At 60.3% G+C, this 25,806-nt stretch carries 21 protein-coding genes and 1 tRNA gene; 11 read left to right on the top strand and 11 right to left on the bottom strand.

Annotated elements, in window-relative coordinates; genetic code table 11:
• Positions 1 to 165: 165 nt before the first annotated feature.
• Together AC07NR_RS20950 and AC07NR_RS20955 are read left to right on the top strand one after the other, a co-directional pair.
• Positions 166 to 1,293: a saccharopine dehydrogenase family protein gene (locus AC07NR_RS20950; protein WP_495079361.1), complete on the top strand. Its 1,128-nt coding sequence runs from the start codon at positions 166 to 168 to the stop codon at positions 1,291 to 1,293.
• A 2-nt stretch (positions 1,294 to 1,295) separates the two neighbouring features.
• Positions 1,296 to 1,787: a DUF2269 family protein gene (locus AC07NR_RS20955; protein ID WP_114882385.1), complete on the top strand. Its 492-nt coding sequence runs from the start codon at positions 1,296 to 1,298 to the stop codon at positions 1,785 to 1,787.
• 63 nt (positions 1,788 to 1,850) lie between these two features.
• Here the strand turns inward: AC07NR_RS20955 and AC07NR_RS20960 are convergent, their stop codons facing one another.
• Positions 1,851 to 2,840: a zinc-dependent alcohol dehydrogenase family protein gene (locus AC07NR_RS20960; RefSeq protein WP_305836271.1), complete on the bottom strand. Its 990-nt coding sequence runs from the start codon at positions 2,838 to 2,840 to the stop codon at positions 1,851 to 1,853.
• Positions 2,841 to 3,008: 168 nt separating this feature from the next.
• On the opposite strand from AC07NR_RS20960, the gene AC07NR_RS20965 reads away from it, so the two are divergent.
• Positions 3,009 to 3,899: a LysR family transcriptional regulator gene (locus tag AC07NR_RS20965; protein WP_085733973.1), complete on the top strand. Its 891-nt coding sequence runs from the start codon at positions 3,009 to 3,011 to the stop codon at positions 3,897 to 3,899.
• A gap of 37 nt (positions 3,900 to 3,936) precedes the next feature.
• Here AC07NR_RS20965 and AC07NR_RS20970 read toward each other — a convergent pair whose 3' ends face one another.
• The 5 genes from AC07NR_RS20970 to AC07NR_RS20990 form a co-directional block, all read right to left on the bottom strand.
• A complete protein-coding gene (locus AC07NR_RS20970; protein ID WP_495079362.1) occupies positions 3,937 to 4,911 on the bottom strand; it encodes a hypothetical protein in 975 nt (324 codons plus the stop codon).
• 79 nt (positions 4,912 to 4,990) lie between these two features.
• Positions 4,991 to 5,536, bottom strand: a complete 546-nt coding sequence (locus AC07NR_RS20975) for a GNAT family N-acetyltransferase (RefSeq protein WP_495079363.1) — start codon at positions 5,534 to 5,536, stop codon at positions 4,991 to 4,993.
• A gap of 118 nt (positions 5,537 to 5,654) precedes the next feature.
• Complete coding sequence (locus AC07NR_RS20980; RefSeq protein ID WP_495079364.1) at positions 5,655 to 5,945, bottom strand: hypothetical protein; 291 nt, start codon at positions 5,943 to 5,945, stop codon at positions 5,655 to 5,657.
• Positions 5,942 to 6,835 (bottom strand): hypothetical protein, encoded by an 894-nt coding sequence (locus AC07NR_RS20985; protein WP_495079365.1) that lies wholly within the window; start codon positions 6,833 to 6,835, stop codon positions 5,942 to 5,944. The genes AC07NR_RS20980 and AC07NR_RS20985 overlap by 4 nt, the downstream gene beginning before the upstream one ends.
• Before the next feature lie 90 nt (positions 6,836 to 6,925).
• A complete protein-coding gene (locus AC07NR_RS20990; RefSeq protein WP_265814823.1) occupies positions 6,926 to 7,828 on the bottom strand; it encodes a LysR family transcriptional regulator in 903 nt (300 codons plus the stop codon).
• 124 nt (positions 7,829 to 7,952) lie between these two features.
• On the opposite strand from AC07NR_RS20990, the gene AC07NR_RS20995 reads away from it, so the two are divergent.
• On the top strand, positions 7,953 to 9,395 hold the full coding sequence (locus tag AC07NR_RS20995) for an aldehyde dehydrogenase family protein (protein WP_495079366.1): 1,443 nt from the start codon (positions 7,953 to 7,955) through the stop codon (positions 9,393 to 9,395).
• Between the two features lie 12 nt (positions 9,396 to 9,407).
• On the opposite strand, the gene AC07NR_RS21000 is transcribed toward AC07NR_RS20995, so the two are convergent.
• Entirely contained in the window at positions 9,408 to 10,970 is a 1,563-nt protein-coding gene (locus AC07NR_RS21000) for a sensor domain-containing diguanylate cyclase (RefSeq protein ID WP_495079367.1), read from the bottom strand.
• A gap of 225 nt (positions 10,971 to 11,195) precedes the next feature.
• On the opposite strand from AC07NR_RS21000, the gene ycaC reads away from it, so the two are divergent.
• The 7 genes from ycaC (at position 11,196) to AC07NR_RS21035 (ending at position 20,896) form a co-directional block, all read left to right on the top strand.
• Positions 11,196 to 11,828 (top strand): isochorismate family cysteine hydrolase YcaC, encoded by a 633-nt coding sequence (ycaC, locus tag AC07NR_RS21005; RefSeq protein ID WP_065261269.1) that lies wholly within the window; start codon positions 11,196 to 11,198, stop codon positions 11,826 to 11,828.
• Between the two features lie 186 nt (positions 11,829 to 12,014).
• Positions 12,015 to 13,136: an AAA family ATPase gene (locus AC07NR_RS21010; RefSeq protein ID WP_495079368.1), complete on the top strand. Its 1,122-nt coding sequence runs from the start codon at positions 12,015 to 12,017 to the stop codon at positions 13,134 to 13,136.
• Positions 13,133 to 13,567 (top strand): bpX5 domain-containing protein, encoded by a 435-nt coding sequence (locus tag AC07NR_RS21015; RefSeq protein WP_248739094.1) that lies wholly within the window; start codon positions 13,133 to 13,135, stop codon positions 13,565 to 13,567. The genes AC07NR_RS21010 and AC07NR_RS21015 overlap by 4 nt, the downstream gene beginning before the upstream one ends.
• Entirely contained in the window at positions 13,567 to 15,402 is a 1,836-nt protein-coding gene (locus AC07NR_RS21020) for a hypothetical protein (protein WP_495079369.1), read from the top strand. The genes AC07NR_RS21015 and AC07NR_RS21020 overlap by 1 nt, the downstream gene beginning before the upstream one ends.
• On the top strand, positions 15,395 to 18,328 hold the full coding sequence (locus AC07NR_RS21025; RefSeq protein WP_495079370.1) for a bpX6 domain-containing protein: 2,934 nt from the start codon (positions 15,395 to 15,397) through the stop codon (positions 18,326 to 18,328). Before AC07NR_RS21020 ends, AC07NR_RS21025 begins: the two co-directional genes overlap by 8 nt.
• 158 nt (positions 18,329 to 18,486) lie before the next feature.
• A tRNA-Lys gene (locus AC07NR_RS21030) sits at positions 18,487 to 18,561 on the top strand.
• A 25-nt stretch (positions 18,562 to 18,586) separates the two neighbouring features.
• The gene (locus AC07NR_RS21035) at positions 18,587 to 20,896 is read left to right on the top strand and encodes a hypothetical protein (RefSeq protein WP_495079371.1); all 2,310 of its coding nucleotides are present in this window, start codon (positions 18,587 to 18,589) and stop codon (positions 20,894 to 20,896) included.
• Positions 20,897 to 20,948: 52 nt separating this feature from the next.
• Here the strand turns inward: AC07NR_RS21035 and AC07NR_RS21040 are convergent, their stop codons facing one another.
• From AC07NR_RS21040 to AC07NR_RS21055, 4 genes are all read right to left on the bottom strand, one after another.
• Positions 20,949 to 22,211: an NAD(P)/FAD-dependent oxidoreductase gene (locus AC07NR_RS21040; RefSeq protein ID WP_495079372.1), complete on the bottom strand. Its 1,263-nt coding sequence runs from the start codon at positions 22,209 to 22,211 to the stop codon at positions 20,949 to 20,951.
• 4 nt (positions 22,212 to 22,215) lie between these two features.
• A complete protein-coding gene (locus AC07NR_RS21045) occupies positions 22,216 to 23,793 on the bottom strand; it encodes an aldehyde dehydrogenase (NADP(+)) (protein ID WP_495079373.1) in 1,578 nt (525 codons plus the stop codon).
• 67 nt (positions 23,794 to 23,860) lie between these two features.
• Positions 23,861 to 24,808 (bottom strand): dihydrodipicolinate synthase family protein, encoded by a 948-nt coding sequence (locus tag AC07NR_RS21050; RefSeq protein ID WP_248739099.1) that lies wholly within the window; start codon positions 24,806 to 24,808, stop codon positions 23,861 to 23,863.
• A 54-nt stretch (positions 24,809 to 24,862) separates the two neighbouring features.
• On the bottom strand, positions 24,863 to 25,789 hold the full coding sequence (locus AC07NR_RS21055) for a 4-hydroxyproline epimerase (RefSeq protein WP_495079374.1): 927 nt from the start codon (positions 25,787 to 25,789) through the stop codon (positions 24,863 to 24,865).
• Between the last annotated feature and the right edge of the window lie 17 nt (positions 25,790 to 25,806).

A 25,806-nucleotide genomic window follows, 5' to 3' on the forward strand; every position in this document is an offset into this window, starting at 1 on the left:
GTAGTGGATGGAGCGTAGACCGCTTTGAAAGCGCTGCCTTCAAGGCTGTGGGTTTTGCATCACCGACTGCTACTGACTTGCCTGACCCGTCGATATCAGGGAAGCTCCCGCGAATCCTGTCTCGGGCAAGTTGGCTTTACGATCGAATCGTTAGGGAAACGGTGAATGGCGTTCAAGGTGTTGGTGGTCGGTGGGTATGGAAACTTCGGCAGCATTGTCTGCCGGCATCTGGCGTCGATGCCTGATGTTGATTTGGCGATCTCGGGTCGCGATGCGCACAAGTTGCTGCGCAAGGTCGAGGCGTTACAAGCCGCTTCCGGAAAAGCCTGCGCAAGTTGGTGCGGCGATGCCATGGGGAATGGGTTCAAGTCCGCTCTGAATTCCATGGGTATCGAGCTGGTCATCCACACCGGCGGCCCGTTTCAAGGGCAATCCTATGCGGTCGCCGAGGCCTGCATCGAGGCCGGTGTGAACTATTGCGACCTGTCTGACTGCCGAACCTTCGTCAACGGTATCGGCGTACTCGATGCGCGCGCGAAAGAGGCGAGCGTGGTGATTCTCAGCGGATGCAGTTCGGTGCCGACCCTGTCTTCGGCCATCATCGATCAGCAGCGGTATCGCTTTCAGCGCATAGATTCGATCGAGCATGGCATTTCCTCTTCCGCCAAGATGCCGGGGCTGTCGACTGTCGAAGGTGTGCTTGCCTACGCGGGCAAGCCGATCAAACAGCTCAAGGATGGCCGGGTTCACGAGGTGCCGGGCTGGCAGGATCTGACGTTGCGCAAGATGCCGCACCTGGGCACTCGCTTGCTGGCCAATGTCGACGTGCCGGACATGGACATTTTCGCCGGGCGTTATGGCGCCCGGACACTGAACTTCAAGGCCGGTGCCGGGCTCAAGCTCGGCGGTGTCGCCAATGCATTGTTCGCACAGGCTCAGAAGAAGGGGCTGATTCGGGACCATGCACCCTGGGCTGCAAGACTGCATCGCCTGGGCACTTGGTTCGAGCGACTCGGCGATGGCAAAAGCGCGATGTACATCGACGTGCAAGGTATCGGGGTTGAAGGACAATCGCTGTCCATGACCGCTCAGCTGACGGCATGGAATGACAAGGGCCCGGAAATCCCAAGCTGCGCCGCTGTGGCCCTGGCCACCAAAATGGCCCAAGGCTATGTGCCTGAACCCGGCGCCCGGCCTTGCGTGGGCGAAATCACCGTCGACGAATACATGGCCGCGATCAACGATCCTGAAAACCTCAGTCTGTCCGTGCATTTCTCTGACGGGCAGCGCTGAGCATGCTTTACCTGTGCCTCAAATACATTCATGTGATCGCCGCGGTTTTCCTGTTCGGCTTCGGCATGGGTTCCTACCTGTACCTGATCGCAGCCAGCCGCACCGCCAACCCTCAGGTGATCGCTCATGTGGCGAAAATGGTCGTGCGCTTCGACGCATGGATCACCACCCCGGCAGGCTTCATTCAGATCGCATCGGGCTATGGGCTGATCAGGCTGGCCGGCCTGCCGTTGACCACGGAATGGGTGCTGACCTCGTTGATCATCTTTCTTTGCGTGGGTTCGCTCTGGCTGCCGGTGCTGGTGCTGCAGAAGCGTTTGTACGTGATGGCTTCGAATGCGATCGAAACCGGGGGAGGGCTCGCGGATGAGTACCGCTCGGTCTACCGGAAATGGTTCTGGATGGGGGTGGCCGGTTTTCTGGGGATGTTCGTGATCGTCTTGATGATGGTGACGAAGATGACGCCCGTGCAGGTAGCCGGACTGCTGCTCTAGCGGGGCGGTGGCATATATGCCGGCGGCCCGACGCGATGCCTCGGGCCGCGGCGGCATCGTGATTTAAACCGTCACCACAATCTTTCCGACCTGCTGATTGGCCTCAAGAAAGCGATGCGCCTCCTGAATGTCCTCAAGGGCAAACGTCTTCGCGATGATCGGCTTCAGCGCGCCTGATGCGAGGCCGTCGCCGATGAACGCCTTGGCTCGGGCCAGCGCCGCAGGATCCGCGACGATCTCTGCGTAGAGATAGCCCTTGAGGGTCAGGCATTTACCCAGCACGGTGAACAGCGGGAACGGCGTAGGTTCCGGGCTCAATGCGCCGTACTCGAGCAGAATGCCGCCTCGGGCCATGCTCTGGGTGAGCTGTTCGAAACCGGGGCCGCCAATCGGATCGAACACTACGCGCGCGCCCTGGCCATCGGTCAGGGCCATGACGGTGGCAACGATATCCTCTTCATCGCTGACGATGACGTGCGCGGCGCCGGCATCCAGCAAGGCTTGCTTCTTGGCGCGGGTGCGGGTTACGGCAATCGAGGTCGCGCCGACCATTCGGGCAATCTGGAAGGCTGCCAGGCCGACGCTGCTGGAGGCGGCAGTGACCAGCACAAAATCGTTTTTCGTCAGTCTGGCCTGTTCGACGAGCGCGCCCCACGCGGTGACGTATTGCATCCAGGATGCAGCAGCCTGTTCAAAAGACAGGTTCGACGGGTGTTTGACTGTCAGCTCGGCGGGAACGTTGGCCAGTTCGCCGTAGGTACCCCATTTGGCGATGTCCAGCGGTGGAATCAGGCTGACCGCATCGCCGACCTTGAACTCGCTGACGCCGGCACCGACGGCAGCCACCACGCCGGCGGCTTCATAACCGAGGCGGCTGGGAAATTGCGCTTCCTGCAGGTAGGCGTGATTGCGGAACATGACCTCGGCCCGATTCAACCCGAAAGCCTTGACCTCGATTTGCACCTCTCCGGATGCCGGCGCCGGCACTTCGACCGATTCCAGTTTCAAAACGCTTGCGTCGCCGTATTCATGAATCCTGACAATGCGTGCCATGGTTACCTCTTCTGTGATCAATGAGGCCGGTGTGGCCGGCCTTAGTTCGAGTAAAAAAAACGCGCCTGTTGCCGTTGTGCGCGTCGTTTCCATGGCCGCCAATTTAGGCTTTGGCCCGGGTCAGATAAAGACCTACGATAGCGCAACACTAGAAACACAGGGTTTCCAATGGATCGCCTCACATTGATGGCCGTCTTCGTCAAAGCGGTGGAGCTTGGCTCCTTCAGCGCGGTGGCCGATGAGCTCAATCTGTCCCCGCAACTGGTCGGCAAACAGGTCAAGATGCTCGAGCAGCATCTGGGTGTCTCGCTGCTCAATCGCACGACCCGCAAACAGAGCCTGACCGACTTCGGCCGCACGTTCTATCAACGGGCGAAGCTGATCCTGGCCGATATGGACGCCGCCGAAGAAATGGCCGCGATGACCCGAGGCGTACCCAGCGGCCGGCTCAGAATCAACGCACCGGTCACCTTTGGCGTCAGCACGCTGGCGCCTCGACTGCTGGAGTACATGGTCAGGTATCCGCAGGTGTCGGTGGATCTGACCCTGTCCAACGAACTCGTTGACCTGCTGGAGGGCGGGTATGACGTGGTGTTTCGAATCGGTGAGCTGTCTGACAGCGGTCTGAAGGCATTGCCTTTGAAGCCATATCAAATGGTGCTGTGCGCGGCGCCTGCCTATCTGGCCAGGCGTCCACCGATCACGACCCCGCTGGATCTGCAGGAACATGAATGCCTGGCGTTCGCCTATTCCGACGGTCGTTCCCACATTCGCCTCGAAGGACCGGACGGTTGCATCGACGTGCCGATTAAAAGCAGATTGACGATTAATCAGGCCGATCCGTTGCTGTCGGCGGCGGTGGCCGGGCTGGGTGTGGTGCTGTTGCCGCTGGAGCTGGTCAAGGATGCGCTGAGAAGCGGAACGCTGGTCGGGCTGCTGCCGGACTACAACGTTCCGGTTTCCCCGATGAATCTTCTGTACGCACCGGACCCTCGGTTGACGCCCAAGCTGCGAAGCTTCGTGGATTTTGCGAGGGCTGTGTTTGGCGCTGGTGCGTGAAAGGGCAGCGAAGCGTGATCAGCTTCCATCGTTCAATTCATTCCGAGCCTGTCAGCAAACCCGGATCGAACGAAGTATTGGCGATCGTTGCCACGTCGGGTTCAGCTTCCCATTCCACGGTGTCACCTGCGATTTCGCGCACGATCCACTGCTGTGGCGCGGTCCACGAGAGTTCGATGAAAGGGCCATTGAGCGCCTTGCTTGCAATCAACAGCGCGACCTCATCGGCCGGGCCCGGGCACATGCCACCGACGGCCATGGGCACGCGTTCGCCTATCAGACGGGTGAGCAGGCACAGTCGCTCGGCGTGGGAATTGAAGGGAACTCGATGCTCCGCGTCTGCGTAATCCATCATTTGCAGATAGCCCGATTCGTCCGCTGTCGAATGGATGAGTGCGAGATGAAAGGGTGCCTGGCCCTGGCCTTTTGCATAACGTGATTTGATGACTGCGATTTCCTGAATTGGCGGGTTTGAACGTGTCGGGACACTGGTCAATCCGGTTTTGATTTGTCTGCCGCACCTTGTCATCCAGTCCCAGTTCAGAAATCCTCCGGTGAACGCCAGCATTTCCTGATCGATCTGTTCGACTGTTGCATTTATCCCGGCTTGGGCCAGACTGTAGGCATCATCGAAGTAGCCGCACAGGGCAAGTGCCTCCGTAAAACTGTCATTGTCCCTCGCCCAGACTTGATACATCCCTTCAGCCAGCGCTCTGGCGAAGCCAGGATTGTCGAGAAGCATTTTGTGCGCGTCGGCCAGAATGTAAGGCAGTAGCTCTGCGGTGGTCATGGCGGGACGTGCGATTCGTAATAGTTGACTCGCGGTGTCGAAACGATTTGATTCGCCCATCAGTGCGAGTTCTATCAGCTCATAGGCAGGGTTCGTCTGGTCCCGGATCTGCGCATCCGCCCACTGCACGATGTCCGGGACGTCAAGTGTACGGAGTTCCAACGCGAGCTTCAGGTAGGCGACTTGTTCGCTCAAGGGCACATTGGATGCAGAAACTGTCATGCGGTTCTCAAATGTTCAGGCGTAGGGGCAGAGTGTTTAACAGGCAAATGATGGGTACGATGCAGATCCATCCCGAACTTCAGGCGTGTTGTTGCGATGCAGTCCATTGTTCCCTGGTCAGTCCGTAACACTTGCACCAGGCCGGTGTCGTGGACAGCGTCAGCTCGGCATCGTACAAGTGCACCGCACCGATCTTCATGGCGGCTTTCTGTGAGCGGATGTTCGACGGGGCGATGTGGAGATAGACCGTGTCGTAGACTTTGAAGGCGTGTTCCAGCATCAGTTGCTTCAGTTCGCGATTGGTCTCGCCACCCCATTTCGCTCGGACCAGGAAGGTATACCCGATGGCGATACTGTCCGGCAGGTCGGGCGGTGTGTAGTAACTCGACATGCCCACGATCAACCCCGAGTCGATATCGATGACGACCAGGGTTTTGCCGGTGGCCAGCCGCGCGGCGAAGTACGTTTCGAATACCGGCCGCTCATGGCGGTCGCTGGCGGGGTGGCCTGCCCAGATGTGCGGGTCTGAGGCCGCCAGAAACAGGCCTTCAAAATCGTTTTCGGTCAGAGGCCTGAGCCTCAGCGTGCTCCCGCATAAAACGGGTTGGCAGTCGAAGTCGCGCACTTGAATGGGTTCCTTTCCAGTTGAATCGTGGGAAGGGAACCAGTCTAGAGTCACGGATCCTCAAGAAAAGATCCAATGCGCCTGATATTGATGGAGCCATCGCGCTCAAGCTTGATATCTACGGTTTCGACGCTTGAATCGCCGCATCAAGCAAAGGCCCCGTGATCAGCCGTGCCTTGTAATCGCTGACGAAATAATTGATTCGATTGGCCAGGTACTGAATGGACAGCCAGCCCAGGCCGTGGTGATCGCGCAACTCATCGTCGTTGAGTTTGATCAGAGCGTCATAACTCACAAAAGACGCTTCGCAATTGACGAGCAGATACAGCGATCCGTCTTTAGCCCGCAGAAGATCCCAGTAGCTGTCGTTCAAGTGATAGGTTGCCGGTGTGAGTTCAAGCAGCTTCATGTGCGTTCCTTGTTGGCGCTGATGGGGGCGGCCCCTTTCTTATCGCTAGCTGCAGCTTTTTCCTGATGTTTCCCCACGTGGTTTTTCCATGGGAAGTACTCTACAAAAACCGTGCGATTGACTTCCCCGGATTCACCCACTTGAAACCCGGGCATGTGTTGCAGATCAAGCTGTAAGCACTGAGCCGCGAGTGCCTTTTGTAATGGGGGATCCGGGTGAAAGGACTCTGGACGGAAATAGCTTTTTTCAAGCGTCACATCGCAACGTGTGACTTGGCCCTTTGCGTTAGCCGTGAAATCAAAGTGGGCGCTTCCGAACGCGTTGATTGAGTGCCCGGCCAGCAGGTTGTCCCAGAAAAAGCGGCTTGCAAGACCAGCCTTCCGGTGTCCCAGGTCGTAATCGGAAATGGATGAAACATCGTCCTGGGCGATCAATGGCGCGATGATCTCAAGGGAACCGTCGACCGGGCTCTGGAGATCTTCCGGGATGGTTGACCAGATCTCGCTCCAGCACACATCGGTGACCAGATTGGCGAAGTCGGCTGGGGAATCCGGCTCAGTTGACCGCGCCTCGCAGAGCAATACGTCACCTTGCCGGCTGAGCTTCATCCGCAACTTAACGCTGCCTCGCAGGCCTTCGCTATTCGCCAGAAACACTTTCTCGGCCAAGGTGTTACGTAAAACCCTGATATAGCGCCTTGCCTCCATCGCGTTGATTTCTTTTGAAGTCATATACGTTGGAGCGGACTTGCCACCACTGTCCATCCAGGCATCTATTCGCTGGTCGGTGGTCAGCTGGTGACAGCCAGAAAGGGAAGCCAGGCCTGTCAGGAAAAGCAACGGCGAGATCAGCCGACAATCGATCCATGATTTCAATGTATTGCTGATCACTCATCTGTTCCTTGAAAAAACGAGGCGCCATTCTGCCTTGAAGCCAGACCGCCGTACATTTGCAATGCACATCTCGATTGATCGCAAGAATCAAACCGGACTCGGCCGCAGTTCGTGCACCAGATCAATCAGCGCACGCAACCGCGCGGGCACGAAGCGATGGCCCGAGTAATAAAGCCTCAACCCGCCAAACGACGGACACCACGGCATCAGCACCGGCACCAGTGCGCCGCTGGCCAGTTCTTCCTGGATGAACCATTCGGAAATGAAACCGATGCCAAGGCCCAGCACCACGGCCTGTTTGATCGCCAGTAATTCGTTGAACACGAAGCGCGTCGGCAGATCCATCTGCAGTTTCTCGCCGTCGCGTTCCAGCTCCCAGTGATAGAGGCCGCCGTGGGCCATGCGCATGCCGATGCTCTGGTGGGTGAGCAGATCCCGTGGGTGTTCGGGCACGCCGTGGCGTTCGAGGTACTCCGGCGTTGCCACCATGAGCATCCGGATGTCGCCTGACAGCGCCACCGCGATCATGTCTTGCGGCACGGACTCGGCCAGGCGGATCCCGGCGTCGAAGCCCCCGGCGACGATGTCGACCATGCTGGCCTCGCTGACGACGTCGATGCGCACTTCGGGATAACGTCGGGCGTACTGATTGAGCAGCGGCTCCAGCAGCAGATACGCCGCGCCGTGCGGTGCGTTGATGCGCAGTGTGCCGCTGGGTTCGTCAAGACCGACGCTGGCCTCTTCGCCGGCACTCTTGATCTGCGCCAGGGCCGGGGCGATGCGCTCCACATAGCGCTGCCCGATGTCGGTGAGGGCAACGCTGCGTGTCGAGCGATTGAACAGACGCACCTTCAGGCGCGCTTCGAGGCCGGCCACCGCGCTGCTCACCGCCGTGGTCGACATGCCCAGTTCCTGGGCCGCGCCGCGAAAACTGTTGCGCCGGGCGACGGCCAGCACCACTTCCAGCTCGGTCATTCCTGTTCTGTGCATGGATTGTCCTGAAAATAGGGATGCTTCATCAGCCAAAGGATAGCTTATCGGAACAATCAACCCTTCTTAGACTTCGCTTCATCGAGGCTCGCTTCAAGCGAGTCATTTTCAGCGAGGAGTTGCCATGCAGCGCATTGAACACATCTACATCAACGGCGAGTACGTCCTCCCACACGGTCAGGAGTGGTTCGACCTCCATAACCCGAGTACCGAGGAAGTCATCGGTCAGGTCCGGTTGGGCGATGCACTTGACGCCCAGCGCGCCATCGCCGCCGCCAAGGCTGCGTTCCCGGCCTGGTCTCGTACCACGCGCGAAGAGCGCATTGCCGCCCTGCAACGCATGCATAAGGCCGTAGCGGCCAGAGAGGAAGAACTGCTGGAAGCCATCCTTGAGGAGTACGGCTCGCCTGCGGTTCGCGGGCGCTGGATGGCGACGTATCCGGCGGACGTGATTGCGCAAGCGATCGAGGCACTGGAGGCGTTCGACTTCGAAGAGCAGGCCGGCATGGCCAAGGTCATTCTGACGCCCGTGGGCGTGACCGGGCTGATCACGCCGTGGAACAGCAATGCCGGCTTCATCTGCAACAAGCTGGCCACTGCACTGGCGGCAGGCTGCACCGCCGTCATCAAGCCCAGCGAGATGAGCGCGTTGCAGACGCAGGTCGTGCTCCGCGCGTTGCACGAAGCGGGGCTGCCACCGGGTGTCTTCAACATCGTCAACGGCCGAGGCGACGTGGTTGGCGAGGAGATCGCCCGGCATCCAGACGTGGCCAAAATCTCGTTCACCGGGTCGTCCGCGGTCGGTCAGCATCTGGTCAGAACCGGTGCCGATACTCTGAAGCGCGTGACCCTGGAGCTGGGCGGCAAGTCGCCCACCGTGGTACTCGATGACGCGGATTTCCAGGCAGTCATGCCGCTGGCGCTGCACGCCGGATTCCTCAACAGTGGCCAGGCCTGCATCGCCGGCACGCGCATTCTTGTTCCGCGTAAACGGCTCGCAGAGTTCGAGCAGGCTGCGAAGGAGGGCGTCGCACAGTTTCAATCGGGCGATCCGCGCAACGCCGACACCGATATCGGCCCGATGGTCAGCCAGAAACAATGGGAGCGGGTACAACGCTACATCCGTATCGGCCAGGAAGAGGGCGCAAGGTTACTGGCAGGTGGCGAAGGTCGTCCGCAAGGCCTGCACGCCGGATGGTTCGTCAAACCCACGATCTTCACCGACGCCAACAACCAGATGCGGATCGCGCGAGAAGAAATCTTCGGCCCGGTGCTGACGATCATCCCTTACGAGGACGACGCCGATGCGATCCGCATTGCCAACGATACGGACTATGGGCTGAGCGCGCTGGTGCTGGGTCAGAATCCCGAACGTTGTGTGAACATCGCCAGTCAGATCGATTCGGGACGGGTGCTCATCAACACCCTGGCCCACGAACCACGCGCTCCTTTTGGTGGATTCAAACACTCGGGCCTGGGGCGCGAAATGGGCAAGTGGGGGATGAGTGCGTATCTGGAGCCGAAGACGTTGATCGCGGAGGCTCCGAAACCTGTTCGCGAAGACTGACCGATATCTCTATCACGCAGACTCATCCGCCGAGCACCAACGATTGCGCCCCAGCCGCTTCGCCTGATACAGGCAGGTATCCGCCGACTTCAGCAGCATGGCCGGCGTCACCGCGTCGTCAAGCGGATGACGGGTCGCAATGCCGGCGCTGGCGGTGACATACCCGAGGGGATGCCCGGTGTGTTCCAGTTCCAGCGAGCGGATGGCTTGCAGGATGTCCTCGGCGACCTGGATGGCGCCGGCGTTCTCGGTGTTGGGCAGCAGCACGGTGAATTCTTCGCCACCGTAGCGTACGGCGAGGTCGCCGGGGCGTTTGACCGCTTGCTGGATCGCCCGTCCGACGGCGTTCAGGCAGTCGTCGCCGGCGGCGTGGCCATAGCGGTCGTTGTAGCGTTTGAAGTGGTCGACATCGAGCATGATCAACGACAGCGCCGAGCCCTGACGGCGGGCCAGGCGAATCTCGTCCGCCAGCGCATTGTCCAGGCGCCGACGGTTGCCAAGACCGGTGAGGCTGTCGGTCAGTGCCATGTCGCGCATGGCCTGGTGGGCGGAACGGATTTCCCGTTCCATCGCGATCCGCTGGCGCAACTGGCTCAGTACGATCAGTCCGAAACCGGCGAGGACCAGGATCAGGAAAATCAGCACGAAGCCGTTTTTCAGCAAGTCCCGGCGCCAGGGTGCAGTGATGGAATCTTTCGACAAGCCGGCCTCCACCACCAGCGGATAGGTGGTCAGGGCGCGATAGCCATACAGGCGCTCGGTGTCATCGACCACCGCCCGGATCTGCGCAATGCCTTCGTTGGAGCTGGGCAGGTAGGTCTTGAAGATCTCGCTGTTCGCCAGGCTTTTGCCCACCACGGAGGCGATGAAAGGGCGGCGAACCAGAATCGTACCGTCGCGCATGGCCAGCACCAGTGCGCCTTTGTCATCGATCCGGAAATCGCCGTAATAGTCGACGAAGTAACTGACCTTGACCGTCCCCAGCAGCACGCCGGCGAACGAGCCATCGGGGTTGTTCAAGCGTCGGGAAATGGGAATGATCAGGTCATGGGTGGAGCGGCTCTCGACTACCTGGCCGATGCGCACTTGCCGATCCTCATGGGTGCGGTGGTACTCGAAATAATCGCGGTCGGCGTTGTTGGCCATTTCCGGGGTGACTTCTTTGTCGGTCACGATCCAGTGGCCGTCCGGGCCGTAGATGAACAGACCGTGCAACTGCGGCATGATTTTCGATTGCTGCACCAGCAGCTTGTGAATGCGCGGGACATCGAGGTTCTGCAGACCATCACCTTCGACGCGCTCGGCCAGCCCGGCGGTGACCACATCGACCTGGCGAATCGTATCCTCGGCGTGCTGGGCCGTGGCGCGGGCCAGGTTGGTCACCGAATCGCGCGCGGACGCAAAGACCGAACGATAGTCACGCCATGTCCGCCAGCTCTCGACCGCCAGAAACGCCACGACCACCACCAGCATGAAGCTGACGGTCAGCCGAAAGGTCGATCCGGCCTTCATCGCTTTGCCGGCGGGGCGCCGCGTGTCGTTCGCCGTGGGCGCTTGTGTGTTGCGTCCGAGCATCAACTTTTCCCTAGATGTCGTTCTGAACGTATTGCCGGCGAACATTATGACAAGGATCGGCGGGAAGGTCGGGACCACCGTGCGATTGAGCCCCGGATTGAGTGGATTGTCTCGTTTGGGTTGACGGTTAAACGCTTTGCAGGTGATTTATCGCTTTCAGGCGAGTCATTAATCTGTGCCCATCTTGAACGCAAGCGAACTTCCACAACTAAAAAGGGATTCAACATGAGCACTGCAACCTACAACCGCCTGAACAAAGACGACGCCGTGGTTCTGCTGGTCGATCACCAGACCGGTCTGATTTCGCTGGTACAGGACTTCTCGCCGAACGAGTTCAAGAACAACGTGCTGGCACTGGCCGACCTGGCCAAATTCTTCGAGCTGCCGACCATCCTCACCACCAGTTTCGAGCAGGGTCCGAACGGCCCGCTGGTGCCGGAACTCAAGGAAATGTTCCCGGATGCGCCGTACATTGCCCGCCCGGGCCAGATCAACGCCTGGGACAACGAAGACTTCGTCAAGGCCATCAAGGCCACCGGCCGCAAGCAGATCATCATTGCCGGTGTCGTGACCGACGTATGCGTGGCATTCCCGACCTTATCGGCACTGGCGGAAGGGTTTGACGTGTTCGTGGTGACCGATGCTTCCGGCACTTTCAACACCACCGTGCAACAGGCCGCATGGAACCGCATGACCCAGGCCGGTGCACAGATGATGAACTGGTTCTCGGTGGCCTGTGAGCTGCACCGCGACTGGCGCAACGACATCGAAGGGCTGGGCAACCTGCTGTCGCAGCGGATTCCGAACTACCGCAATTTGATGAATGGCTATGCGGCGCTGACGGCACACCAGAAATAACTCTTCGCGGACACAGAAAGCCTGCCCTGAAAAGCAGGCTTTTGTCGTTCATACCGCAATCAAAAGGGCGTCAGTGCACACCTCGTCAGAAAGTGATGGCATTGCGCCATTTATCTCGCTGATTGTCTTGTGACAGAGCCTTGCGCTCAGGCAGAATCCGCGGCTTCAGTTTCAGGGATGACCCCCATGATTGCTTCATTGCAGAGCGCAGCTGCGCAAATTCGCCAGGCCGTTCGTGTGGCCACCGAGGGCCTGGTGGGGCGTGAACAGCTGGCCGAGTTGATTGTCCTCGCCGCTGTCGCCCAGGAGCACATTCTGGTGGTCGGGCCACCGGGTACCGCCAAGAGTGCGGTGGTGCGGCGAGTGGCGCAATCCATGGGGGGGCGCTATTTCGAATACCTGTTGGGCCGCTTCACCGAGCCCTCGGAGCTGTTCGGTGCCGTGGACCTGAAAAAGCTGCGCGAAGGCACGGTAGAAACCGACGTGACCGGCATGCTTCCCGAGGCCGACATCGTGTTTCTGGACGAAGTCTTTCTGGGTTCCACAGCCATTCTCAATACGCTGCTGGGCGTGCTCAACGAACGACGCTTTCGTCGCGGCCACACTCAGATTCAGTGCCCGTTGCGCGTCTGTGTCGGCGCCGCGAACGGACTGCCGGATGACGAAGCGCTGGCTGCGTTCGGTGACCGATTCCTGCTGCACCTGTTTGTCGAGTCGGTACCGGACAATCAACTGGAGGCCATGCTGGCCGGTGGTTGGCAGTCCGAGCAGCGGCCGGTTCAGCAACTGCTCGGTTTGAGCCAGTTGGACACCCTTGGTCAGGCGCTCAAGAATGTTGATCTCACCCAGGTTCGCCCCGCATTGGCCCAGGCCATTCGCCGTTTGCGCGAGGCCGGCATTCAGTTGTCGGACCGCCGTATCGTCAAATCCCAGCGGTTGATTGCCGCCGCCGCTTTGCTCGGTGGACGTCTGGAAGCCAGCGAAGCGGACCTGTGGCCCTTGCTGTATGTGCTGCCGACCAAAGAAACCCAGCAGCATGGCCGCGAGGTTTTGCGGGAGATCTTCGCGCAGTCCAGCAACAGCCATCTGTTCAGTGCCGTGGAGGAGGCGACCTTGCAGCCGATGTCGCGGCTCAATCGCCTGCTGGAAACGGCGCAGGACTATCTGACGCGCGCCGAGCCGCCAGCGAGCCCTCTGCTTGAAGGATTGCTGCGCGAGATCGACGCCAACTTCGACAGCCAGACCATGCCGGCACAATTGCAGGAAGTCCGTGGGCAAATGACCCGCCTGATGACGTCCGCCGTATGAGTGTTTCGGCCAGGGCCTGGACCTGGCGTCCACGGTCGACGCCTGTCGAACCGCAAGCCGCTGTGGCCTGGGGGGATGCCGCCCGACACCTGCATGCCCGATTGCGGTTGATGCCTGTCGAGCAGGCATCACGCCTGCAAGCCACAGCCAATCGCGACATGCTGATGGTTTCGGGAGCGGCCGATGACCTGCCCTGGGTCGACGGCGTGGCATATGCCGCAACGGATGCCCGTGCACCGGGGCTCTGGCTTCCCACGCGTTGGGAGCCCGAGGTGCCAATCGATCTGTTGGGACAGGCGTTGTTCAACGCCTTTTCCCGTGCGCCGCTGTTGCTCTGGCGCGATCCCGCGGTGGTCATTCCCCTTGATCGACAACTGCCGGTGACGGCGCAGCATCTGCAGAAAATCGATGCTTATTGGGCAGGACGCTGATGCAGTTACCCGATTCCTTGCACCCTTGGCGGCAATGGCTGGAATGGTTTGCCCCGGAGCAGATGCCACTGTTCGGCGACCTGCTGGGTCGTCTCGACCCGATCCTTGGCCCATTGCGTGGTCAGCATCAGGGCGGTGTGCCCGAGCCTGATGGCCTGGGTGATTTGCAACGCCGTGGTGCTTATGAGCGCCTGTTGTCCAGCGAATGGCTGCTGGCAGACGAAGTGCCCGAAGAATTCATGCGCCGGGTCGCCGTGGGAGAACACCTTTTTCTCGCCCCGCAATACCGCTCCCGGCAGGCCAATCGGCTGATTGTCGTTTTGTTTGATGCCGGCCCCTTGCAGTTGGGGGCCGCGCGCCTGGTGCATCTTGCCTTGCTGATCCTGCTGGCACGCCGCGCCCGGGAGGCGGGTGCAGAGTTGCGCTGGGGAATCCTGCAAGAGGCGCCTCGTCTCCATGAACTCGACACTTCGGCGCAACTCAAGCGTCTGCTCAGCGCTCGCACCTATCACACGGTGAGTGACGCGCATTGGCAGGCCTGGCGCGGGTGGCTCGCCGAGCAGCCGGATCAGGCCGGCGAATGCTGGGTCGTCGGCCAGCGCCTGCCCAAAACCGACAGCCAGTCCTGCACTCACCGGGTTCAGATCCATCGCAGCCTCGAAGGGCAGAGCCTGTCCTTCGAATTGCAGGCTGCGACAACCCGTCGTGTGTCGCTGCCGATTCCCGAAGAAGGTTCGGCCGTGCGGTTGCTCAGCGGTCAGTTCGAAGCTGAAGTGGTGGCAGCCGCACCGGCAGTCAAGGGCACAGTACCCCGGGTCGCCCTCAACCTGCCGCCGGTCATCTCCAGTGCCGGTACCCATGTAGCGCTTAAGTTGCTCGATGAAGAGGGCATGGTGGTGATAAAGCTGCCGACAGAGCACCAGAAAAAATCGCTGCAAGTGCGCCGCAACCTCTGGAGCACCGGGCGCGTGCCGCTGGCTGCAACTTTTTCGGGCCGCAACCTCGGCGCGGTATTGAGCCAGCACGACTGGCTCTGGTTCTGGAAAGTGCCCGGCTTGAGCGCTGTGGAGAAGCCCCCTCGCGAGCAACTGCAATTACCGCCTGGTACCGCCAGACTGCTGCCTGTCGTCTGGCTGAACGGTGGTCGAACCGGCCGCCTGTTCTTGCTGGATACTCAAGGACATCTGGCGTATTGGGAGGCCGTCAGCGGAGAGTCTCCGCCCCCGTCGCCACCCGCGAAAACCCGTCGCTGGGCCGACAGCGTGCTGGGTCTGGCCAAGGTCGCCAATGAGACGATGGCGTATGTACGGAGTGACGGCGGTCGGTTGTATGCCCATTCGGTTGGCACCGAAGGCGCTGCATCGTGCGGCCATGTGATCGGTAATGCCGAAGGCGTGAGCCAGGTGCTGTTTGCCGCCAGTCGACTGTGGCACCGGTCCTTCGGTGGCTGTGCGTTGCTCTCGGTCGATAATGGCAAACAGCGTTGGCAGATCATTTCGGCGACAGGTTGCTCGATGCCATCCGAACGAGTCGATCTGGCCCATGGCTGGAAGGGTCTTGGATTGTTGCGTCAGTACAGGGGGGACCCGTACTCGCTGGTCTTGATCGGCCCTGATCAGCAAACCGTTGCTCTGCATAGCGAAGGACAGCAGCGTGTCCTGTTCACCGCTGCCAGTGACATTGTCAAAATCAGCTTCTGCCCCATGAGTGGCCTGGTTGCAGCACTGACCAGCGCACGTGAGTTGCTGGTCTACTCGGTTCCCCAGCGTACCCTGCGCCTGCAGATTTTCTGCAACCAGGTGGCGGCAAAACACAAGGAAGGCGCCGATGCTTGAGCATGACGCAGCATTGATACGCCGTCCGGTGTTGGCCGGGCATCAACAGATTGAAGGGCTTTGGTTTCCTGCCGAACGCTTTGACGAATCCGAGCGTGCGCGCCAGATTCTCGATTACTGGCAGACCGGCGCACGAGCCTGCCGCTTCGACGATGGCGACTTGTTGCGTTTTCGTCAGCCGGTATCGGCCCAGTGTGATGCGCTGGTCGGATGGCCACTGATCCGTCAGGGCCACACCTTGTGTTCTGCGCCGCTGACCCCGCAAGAGTTGGCCCGCCTGCCTGCCGCCGATGTCTGGCTGGTGCGCGGCAGTCACGTCAGCGCTCTGCAACTGCGCGATGCAATAACGCTCGCACCGGGTGAGTGGATCGACGTCAGTACTTACACCCTGCTGGACACATTCGATTGCAGCAGCGCATTGCCGGAGCCGGCACCTGAACCTCGTGCCTTTTCTACCGATGTACGGGAAATTCTTGGTGGCGCGCTGGGGCCGGTCAGCCCCGAGCGCGAAGGGGTGATGCGAGCGCTGCTGGAACGCCCGCGCACGGCCGCCAAAAGCCAGCCCGACCAACCCGTAAAACCCTCGAACAGTGCCTGGAAAAGTACTGAAGAGCCGTCATGGCCGTGGCTGACGCTCGGCTTGACCTTTCTGGTGCTGGTGGCGTTGTTCTGGATGGCGACGCAGGGCCAGAGCAATGGCTTGCCTCCGACGCCGGTGGCCCCGGAGCACTCGGCACCCTCTGATATCGGCGCAGTGGTGCTGGGAACGGTGATCGGCTCGGTACTGTTCACCCTGTTGTTGATGGGCGTACGCAAACTTCTGCGGCCGGTGGAGCCGATATTGCCGGGGGCTGCACGGGCTTCTCAAGCATCGGCGCAGTCACCGACGAAACCGCCGATTGCACCGCGCGCCAAACCCGTCAGGCACAAACCCGCCATCTGGCGCCGCGTGTTGACCCGCCTGACTCAACACTCGCGTCTGTCGGCGTTGTATGGCCGACGTCAGGCCGACTATATGCGCCGGATGCTCGCGATGTTCGAGAATGGCGATCTGGAGGAAGCGCTGCGCCACGCCATTCCATTGGGCGGCGGGCAAGACAGCGTCGAGCAGGCGTTCGGCACCCCGCAGCGTCGTCAGGAACTGGCGATCAGTCAGCACCAGGGGCCGAGTCGTTCGATGCTGTTCGAAGAGGACCTGGAGTCCCACCTGCGGAAAATCTACCGACAAACGTTTGAACGTCTGGATCGCGAGTTGCGAATCGAAGAAGCGGTGTTTGTCCTCGCCGAACTGCTGAAGGATCGTCAGGAAGCCCTCGACTATCTGGAAAAACACGGTCGTCAGCAGCAGGCCGCCGATCTTGCTCTGGCGTGGGATATGCCGGCCGCCATGATCGTGCGTCTGCTGTGTCTGGCAGGCAACTGGGAGCGAGCATTACAGGTCGCCCGTCGTGACGACGCCTTCGCTGATGCCGTGCTGATGCTTCAGAAAAAATGGCCGGCCAATGCCGATGCCTTGCGTCTGGAGTGGGCCAAGGCCCTGGCCGAAAAGGGCCTGTGGCTGCAAGCCGTGGAAGTTATCTGGAGTCTGCCTGCCGAGCGTGAGCAGGCCACGCAATGGTTGCTCAATGCCGAAGCTGCCGGAGGACGGCTGGCGATGGGCGCACTGGTCAAGCGGGCCGTGTTGCTGCCCGACACCCTGGTGGCGTACGGGGCATGGATCGAGCAATTGCGGGACGATCCTCAGCGCTTCGCCGAGCGTGCCGCGCTGGCCGAGGCGTTGTTGCAGCAGAAGTCGGAGACCAATGCACTGGCATGGCTCGCCGGCGCCACGGTACACGCCATCATCGCCGATCAGGCCTGTGACCACGGGCGGTTGACCCGGGATCAGTTGAAGGCGCTGATCAAAATGAGCAAGGACAAGCTGCTGCAAGCCGACTTGCCGGAGCAAGCGCTGCCGCGCGCCGTCCGTGTGCCGCTGGAGCGTGTTGCGTCGGCTCTTGAGTGGGAGGCGCCAGACCGGGGCAATTTGCCCATTTTCGATGCGGTGCCGCTGGAGGATGCACGTTATCTGGTGGCCCTCGGGGAAGCCGGAGCGCTGGTCATCGATGCTGCCGGCAAAACGCTTTTTCATTTCCCGATACCGGCGCAGACGATCGTCCTGGCCCATGGCCGGCAGGTAGCGCTTGCACTGGCGCGGCGCGATAACGTCTGGCGCATCAGCAAACTGGATCTGGTCAACCGTACCGTGAAGGATCTGGGTGTATTGATGCTGGATGCGTTCGCCAAGTCATTCGATGGCACGGCGTGGACGATCGGTCGCGGTCGCCAGTTGCGAGTGGTTGACGTTGATCGCGGATTCGAAACGTTGTGGCATGTCAGTGATTTGCCGGGTCATATCGTGCGCCTTGAAACGGATGAACAGAACGAATGCCTGTGGCTGTCCGATCCGGAACAGGGTAACCAGCTTTGGTGTTACCGCCTGCCAGCACGACGTCTGCTGAGTCGGGAACCAATGCCGGCGATGATTTATCAGAATGGCTTCCAGCTGGTTGATGCCAGCGGTGAAATCACGGAATTCATGCTTCAGCACAAGGAGGAAGAGGATCCGGTACTCGTTCTGGAACAGCGCAACAGTCGTAAAAGCTACCGGTTGCCAGGTTATGTGGATGCGTTTGCTGATGACCCCGTCCTGAGTGTTTATCTCTGCGAGCGTTGGTTGTTGGTCGGTTACGGTGTCGGTAATGAGTCGACTCGCTGGCATTTCATCCACCGCAAAAGTGATCACACCTGCGCAACATTGCAATGGCCGGCGCAAAGCCTGCAAGTGCGTCGCCTGGGGGCCGACTGGTTGCTGTTCGACTGCCAGGGCCGCTTGAGCCATATCAACGTGGATGAGGCCAGCCAGCGCAATATTTCTCTCAATTGATGTCCCGAGCCGAGCAGCGAGTGTCCTATCTGGCTGAACAAAACAAGACTGCTCCTTCTCCATATTTGTATGGATGAACGAGTGGTATCTTGCGGCAACAAAATCCTTGAGACCGAGCTTCACATCTTTTCATTGCTAGCCGACAATGCGCGCTCTGTTCCGGGGTAGTTCAGCGGTAGAACACTCGGCTCTTAACCGGGTGGGCGCTGGTTCGAATCCAGCCCCCGGACCCATTACAACGCAGGGTCGCAAGGAAGAATGTCCAGGCACGATATTGAATCGGATGCGTTTGTCGGGATACATGATGGTTATGCGCACTTTCAACTATCTCGAGCGCTGATCGCTGCACGAGAAAACGATGCTGACCCACAAACGCTTGATCGGATCGAGCGTTGGCGCCAGGTGGTCGAGCATCTTGTACAGGGTAGCGCGCTGTACGGTTCACGCACACCGTTTGCGGATTTACCCGAATGGGTCACGCTGGAGGTGGCCACTGGCGGCTTTGCCACTGGCAAGCTTCTGGCCGGCGGCGAGTTAACGCTTTATGAGCGCCGGTTGGCTGCATTGATCCCGGGCATTCGCGTCGGGTTTGAACGACTCGATTTAAATACCTGGCATCTTTCAGATGAAGGCGTTGGATCGCTTCAAGAGTGTCTGGCGAAAGGGAATTATCAAATCGATGTGCCGGAAGAGGCTGCGCTGCTGACAGTTGCCTGGTTTCTGAAGCACCAGCGCATCGAGGAAGCACGAACGCTGATCGAGCAGATTGCGCCTTTTTTCGAACGACTACGTTTCTTTCCGACAGTAACTGACAAGCCAGCATTCTCGGTGGCTGAAGTTGAGGTTTTTAATGTCGGTTATATCAGCCAGCGCTTGGCCACCCTTGCTACTCAACCGCGTGTGGCTGTTCAAAAACACGTTGTCGAAAACAGCTTGCCTCTCTACGACGCAGCCATCTCGCTTTTCCTTCTGACTTATAAGGAAAGCTGGCCTTGCAGGTATTACCCTGAGGGTTGGTTCGAACGTGCAATTGCGCTTGGCGCACAGTTTGAAAAGACATTGGAGTCTGATCCCCGCAGTGCTGGCTCCTCCATGAATCGGGTGGTGGAGTTGCATGCATTGCTCAAACAGTGCTCCCTTGATCCGGCATCGCTGACGGGGCGTCAAGTGGGACGTATCCGGAAGATTGTCGATGACTTTCTGGCCAAGCATGGCCATCCAGAATCCGAAGCACACTTCAATAAGCGAGCAAAGCAACGCCATCACGTGAACGCGTCGGCACATCATCTGATTGCCAAGGCTGTCTCCGCGCGGCTGGTGAGTTATCCAGACTCTGAAGGTATCTCTGATTTCTCCCCTCTGTTGGAACCCATCACCAATGAGGAAGCGAACCTGCATGCAGTAATGGTTGGAGACGCTGTTCCCCCCTCGGTTCGTCGACGCCTCGAACGCTGTCGCAAGGGGACCGTCGCGGAGTTGATTGACCAGGGTGTGATTACATCCGGAGATACGGTGGCGCGAGTACTGCCGGCCATGACGGCGGAAATCTGTAGTGCGGGATATCGAGACGCAACGCTGAGGACATTGTCTGTCGCTACGTACCGAGCTTTCAGGCGTCGACGCTCTTTGTTGCTACTGGATATGCAACGTCAGGTGAAAATCGGAGATATTCCATGGGTGTCTGCGCTTGAAAGTGAGTATGAAGCGGACGCATCTGCGGTCGAAGGCGCCAGGCAAGCCCTGATCGAAGCGTCAGCACTGACGCTATCGGCGTTTCCACAAGCCATTATTCCAAACAAACTGCTTCAAGAATTTTCGTCCCTGGTTGAAACGGCGAAGCTGGATCTTCCAATCGTGGAGGAGGTCGCGGCGGACATTTTCATCGGCGCGTTCTCAAGTAAATTCGTGAAGTCCGCCAGACAAGCAGCCCGTATGTTGCCTGGATCCCTTTACGCCCGGTATTACGATATCGATACGGATCAGTTGGCAGGCCTTCCCGACCCGCCGAAATCGAGGCGCACCAAAACGTATTGGCAGCGTTCGACAAGCAACGACGATGCGCTGGCCCGACTGTGCGCGCAGCGTGCAAATGTCGATATCGGTACTCGGCATCCTGCAACCAACGGCACCATTATCGAGCAGCAACAGATCGTGACAACACAGAATCTGGCAACGCTGTTTGGTGTGTTGGGACTGAGAGAGGTGTTACATGATCGCCTGAGTGCAATGGCTCAGTCGTGCTTCGAATGGATTTGCCGTCGCCAACAAATTCAGATTCAGCTTTATCACGCACGTTTGGTCATGTTGAAAAATACGGCATATGCCTGGCGTCAGATGATGTTTTATTTGTCGATGCTGGATCCGGTTCAGTTGCAGAGTGCACTCAAGACTATTGAAATGCATTTCGCGGCTCAATCCAGTGAGTTTCGGGAAAGGTTTCTACCGGCCATGATCGGGTTGCGTATAGCAGCGTCCGGGCATCCGTTGACTGAGAGTCGCCAGAAGCGCGAAGGCGGGAAGGTGTTTCTCGGATGGACCACTGAACGACACTGGCTAATGCCTTCCTGATAATTTTTCGCCAAGCGAAAGGCCTGCCCTCAAAAGCAGGCCTTTCGCTTTTTCAGAAACGATCCAGCCTGTAAGGCTCGACACTCGGCAGTTCCTCACCCCGAGTCGCAGCCAGCGGCGAAACCATCCGCTCAACCATCTCCGCCGTCACCGCCGCTTGCGTCAACCCCAGATGCTGATGCCCGAACGCGAGCAACACCTTGCCGTCGGCTGTCTGATCAATGACCGGCAACGAGTCCGGCAGCGAAGGCCTGAACCCCATCCACGGTGTGGCCGCTTCTATACTCAACTCCTCACGAAACAACCCCTTGCTCAACCGATGCAACTGCCAGGCCCGCGCCATGGTCGGCGGTGCTTCGAGTCCGGCGAACTCGACGGTGCCCGCCAGGCGCAGTCCTTCGGACATTGGCGTCATGATGAACTTGCGTTCCAGTGATGTGACGGGGAAGGGCAACCGGTTGTGTTCCTGCGGCAGCATCAGGTGATAACCGCGTTCGGTGTCCAGCGGCACTTTCTTGCCGGTCAGCGCGGTTGTCAGCCTGGCCGAGTGGGCACCGCAGGCGATCAGTACTCGACGGGCATTCAGGCTGCCGCTTCCGGTCTTGAGCGAAACGCCCTGTGCATTCAGTTGTCCGCCCTCGACCCGTTGTTTCACAAACTGCACGCCGCTGGCCTTGGCGGCGCTGACCAGTTCGCACACCACCCGGTACGGATCGATGAAGTGCCCGGTGCTCGGGAAAAACAATCCGCCCTGCAGGTGTTCGCTCAGTTGCGGCGCGGTGTCACGCACCGCAGATGCCTGCCATAAGTCGACCGGGACCTGTTGCTGACGCAAGCGCGCCTGCAACGCTTCAATGGCCGGGCGCGAATCGGGCCGTTCGAACACCAGCAGCGAACCTTCTACTTTCAGCAGATCGGGACGCTGGATGTCACCAAGCAACCGGTGCCAGGCCTCCAGCGAACTCTCATTGAGCGCTCGCAGACCTGCCACGGTGCGCTGGAACGGCGCCGAGCGCAGATTCAGCAACAGGCGAGTGAACCAGGGCAGGGCGCAGGGCAGGTATTTCCAGTCCAGGCGCAGCGGCCCCATCGGGTCCATGAGCATGGCCGGCAAGCGTTTGAGGATCGACAGATCGGCAATCGGAAACACCTGCTCGGTGGCCAGGTGCCCGGCATTGCCGAACGATGCGCCGTGGCCGGGCTCCTGCGGGTCGATCACGACCACCTGCAAACCCTGCCGCGCCAGACGCAGGGCGCAGGCAACGCCGATGATGCCGGCGCCGACCACGGCGATGTCATGGGTGATGTTCGACATGGTTTCAGGCTTCCCTTTGTCCATCGAGCAGACGTCGCAGTGCCAGTGGATTGGCCTGTTTGAGCGAAGTTGGCAGCAAGGCGTCGGGGAAATCCTGATAGCAGACCGGGCGCAGGAATCGCAGGATCGCCGCCGTGCCGACCGACGTGGTGCGCGGATCGGACGTGGCCGGGAACGGCCCGCCATGCACCATCGCGTCACAGACTTCCACACCGGTCGGCCAGCCGTTGACCAGCAGGCGCCCGGCCTTGCGTTCCAGGGGCGGCAGCAGTGAACGGGCCTGATCCAGATCCTCGTCATCCAGATGCAGCGTGGCGGTCAGTTGACCCTCCAGATGTTCCAGAACCTGACGGACTTGATCGTGGCCGGCACATTGCACGACCAGCGACGCCGCGCCAAAGGCTTCGGCTTGCAGCGTGTGATCGGCAAGAAAGTCCGCAGCATCGGCGACAAAGACATGGGCCTGACCCTGGTTCGGAGCTGTTCCTCTCTGCCCGACTGCGGCAAGGCGTGCGCGCGGGTTTTCCGCCAGTGCGTTCACGCTGGACTCATAGGCATTGAAAATCCCCGGCGTAAGCATGGTCTGGGCCGGGCTGCGCGGGATGAGCTCGGCGGCGGCGCCAATGAAAGTGTCCAGCGCCGGTCCCTTGAGGGCGATGACCAGGCCGGGATTGGTGCAGAACTGGCCGGCCCCCAGCGTGAGCGAGGCGACAAAACCTTCGGCCAGCGCTTGCGAGCGATTGCGCAGCGCAACGGGAAACAGCAGCACCGGGTTGATCGAACTCATTTCCGCATACACCGGAATCGGTTCGGGGCGAGCCTGAGCCGCTTTGATCAACGCGAGTCCGCCGCTGCGCGAACCGGTGAACCCTACCGCTTTGATGCGCGGATCGCTGACCAGCGCAATGCCGACTTCACGTCCGGAACCGTACAACAACGAGAACACACCCTCAGGCAGACCGCAGGCCTTGACGGCCCGAGCCACGGCGCGGCCGACCAGTTCGCTGGTACCGGGGTGGGCGCCGTGGGCCTTGACGATCACCGGGCATCCGGCGGCCAGTGCCGAAGCGGTATCGCCGCCAGCGACAGAGAAGGCGAGGGGGAAATTGCTCGCACCGAACACGGCCACCGGCCCCAGCGCAATCTGGCGCTGACGCAGGTCCGAACGCGGCAGCGGCTGGCGCTGAGGTTGGGCGCTGTCGACCCGCACATCCAGCCATTCACCGGCCCGTACGGTGCGGGCGAAAAGGCGTAATTGCTGACAGGTGCGTCCGCGTTCGCCCAACAGGCGAGGGCGCGGCAGGCCGGTTTCGGCCATGGCGCGGTCGATCAGCTCATCGCCGAGGGCTTCGATTTCGTTGGCAATCGTTTCGATGAATTCGGCGCGTGTTTCCAGCGCGGTTTCGCGGTAGCGGTCGAACGCGGCCCAGGCCAGCGCGCAGGCTTGTTCGACGTGCTCGGCGGAGCCGCCAGCGTAAGCGGGTTCCAGCAGCGCGTCGGTGGCCGGGTTGATTCCCTGAATGACCTCGCGATTGCCCGAGATTGTTTGCTGACCGATCAGCAGTTTGCCCGTAAGAGACATGGCATGTTCCTGAGAAGATAGAAGGCCCGCCGCCGGTAATCACGGCGGGCTGAAACGAGGCTACGGGTCAGGCGAAGTTTTGTTCTGCCGACCAGTTTTCGTACCAGTGACGGAACAGCGCGTACTGGGCTTCCGCGTAGCGACGCTGGGAGTCGCTGAGGGCGTCGGTCTCGTTGAAATGCAGGGTGTATTCCTTGTCGCCGTTGAGCACCATCAGGTGTTTGTAATACAGCACCAGATCCGTGCCTTCGTCGAAGGACGACAGCACCGCCAGCGCCGATTCCAGCTCCCGCGCCTGACGCCGGGCCTTGGCGTCTCCCTTGGCCGCCTGCTTGCTCAGGGCCACCAGTTGCAGCACTTCGCGGGGCAGGGCGTTACCGATGCCGGTGATCGCGCCGGTGGCGTTGCAGTTGACGAAGCCATGCACCACTTGAGTGTCGACACCGACCATCAGGGTCACGTCTTCGTCCTTGGAGGTGATGTTTTCAGCGGCGTAGCGCAGGTCGGCGCCACCGCCGAATTCCTTGAAGCCGATCAGGTTCGGGTACTCGTGGCGCAGTTCGAAGAACAGGTCGGCGCGGGTGGCGAAGCCGTAGTAAGGGCTGTTGTAGATCACTGCCGGCAGGTTCGGCGCGGCTTGCAGAATCGCGGAGAAGTGCGCCTTTTGCGCGGCGAGCGAAGCGCCACGGGACAGCACCCGAGGAATCACCATCAAACCCTGAGCGCCGACTTTGGCCGCATGGGCCGCGTGGGACACCGCTTCACGGGTGTTGATGGCGCCAGTACCGACGATGGTCGGAATCCCTGCCGCCACCAGCCGCGCCACGCCTTCCTGACGCTCGGCTTCGGTGAGCAGCGGCCAGTCGCCCATGGAGCCGCAATACACGACCGCGCTCATGCCGATATCGATCAACTCGCGACCCTTGGCCACCAACGCATCGAAGTCCGGTTTGCGTGCGGCGGTGCACGGGGTCATCAGGGCGGGCATGCAGCCGGTGAAGATGTTGTCGCTCATTATTGTTCTCCTTGGAACGGTCATTCAGATAGGTTTGAAAATCAGCGCAGCAGCTCAGATGCCCCACGCGAACGGATCTGTTTCGTCGATCAGCAGCGTGCTGTCGGCGGTCATGTAAGCGCGGCCGGTGATGAACGGGCGTACGCGTTCACCTTCCCGTTCGAAGCGACCTTCGAACTGGCTGCCGGTGATGCTGGCCTGCACCCAGCGCTGGCCGGGCTGAAGTTTTTCGTCGGCGGCCAGGCAGGCGAGTTTGGCGCTGGTGCCGGTGCCGCACGGTGAGCGGTCGTAGGCTTTGCCGGGGCACATGACGAAGTTGCGGCTGTCGGCATGATCGTCATCGGCAAACAGTTCAACGTGGTCGATGATTGCGCCGTCCTCACCATGGATGCCTTGGTCTTCGAGGGCCTTGAGCATTTTCCAGGTGAAGTCGGTCAGGGTTTCGACGTTGTCCATCGTCAGCGTCTGGCCGTGCTCCGACACCAGGAAAAACCAGTTGCCGCCATAGGCGACATCACCCAGGAAGCGGCCGTAGCCCGGCACTTCAACCGCCACCTGTTTGCGCAATCGATAAGCCGGTACGTTGCCCAAGGTCACGGCGCCGTCCTCATGCAACGTCGCGCTGACCGGGCCGACCGGCGTGTCGATCTTGTGCACGCCCGGGGCGATGAGTCCCAGATGCTGCAAGGAGGCGATCAGGCCGATGGTGCCGTGGCCGCACATGCCCAGATAACCGGCGTTGTTGAAGAAGATCACGCCGCAGGTGGCGTCCGGCGACACCGGTTCGCAATACAGCGCGCCCACCAGTACATCGTTACCGCGCGGTTCCAGCAGGCAGGCCCGGCGCCAGCGGTCGTGCTGGTTGCGCAGGGCATCGCGCTTCTCGGCCATGGTGTTGCCGGGCAGATCGGGGAAACCCTTCATCACCAGACGCGTGGGTTCACCGCCGGTGTGGGAGTCAATGACGTGTACGCGTTTCATGTTCGTGTCCCTTCAAA

Source organism: Pseudomonas sp. GW821-FHT09C09, from assembly GCF_059418105.1.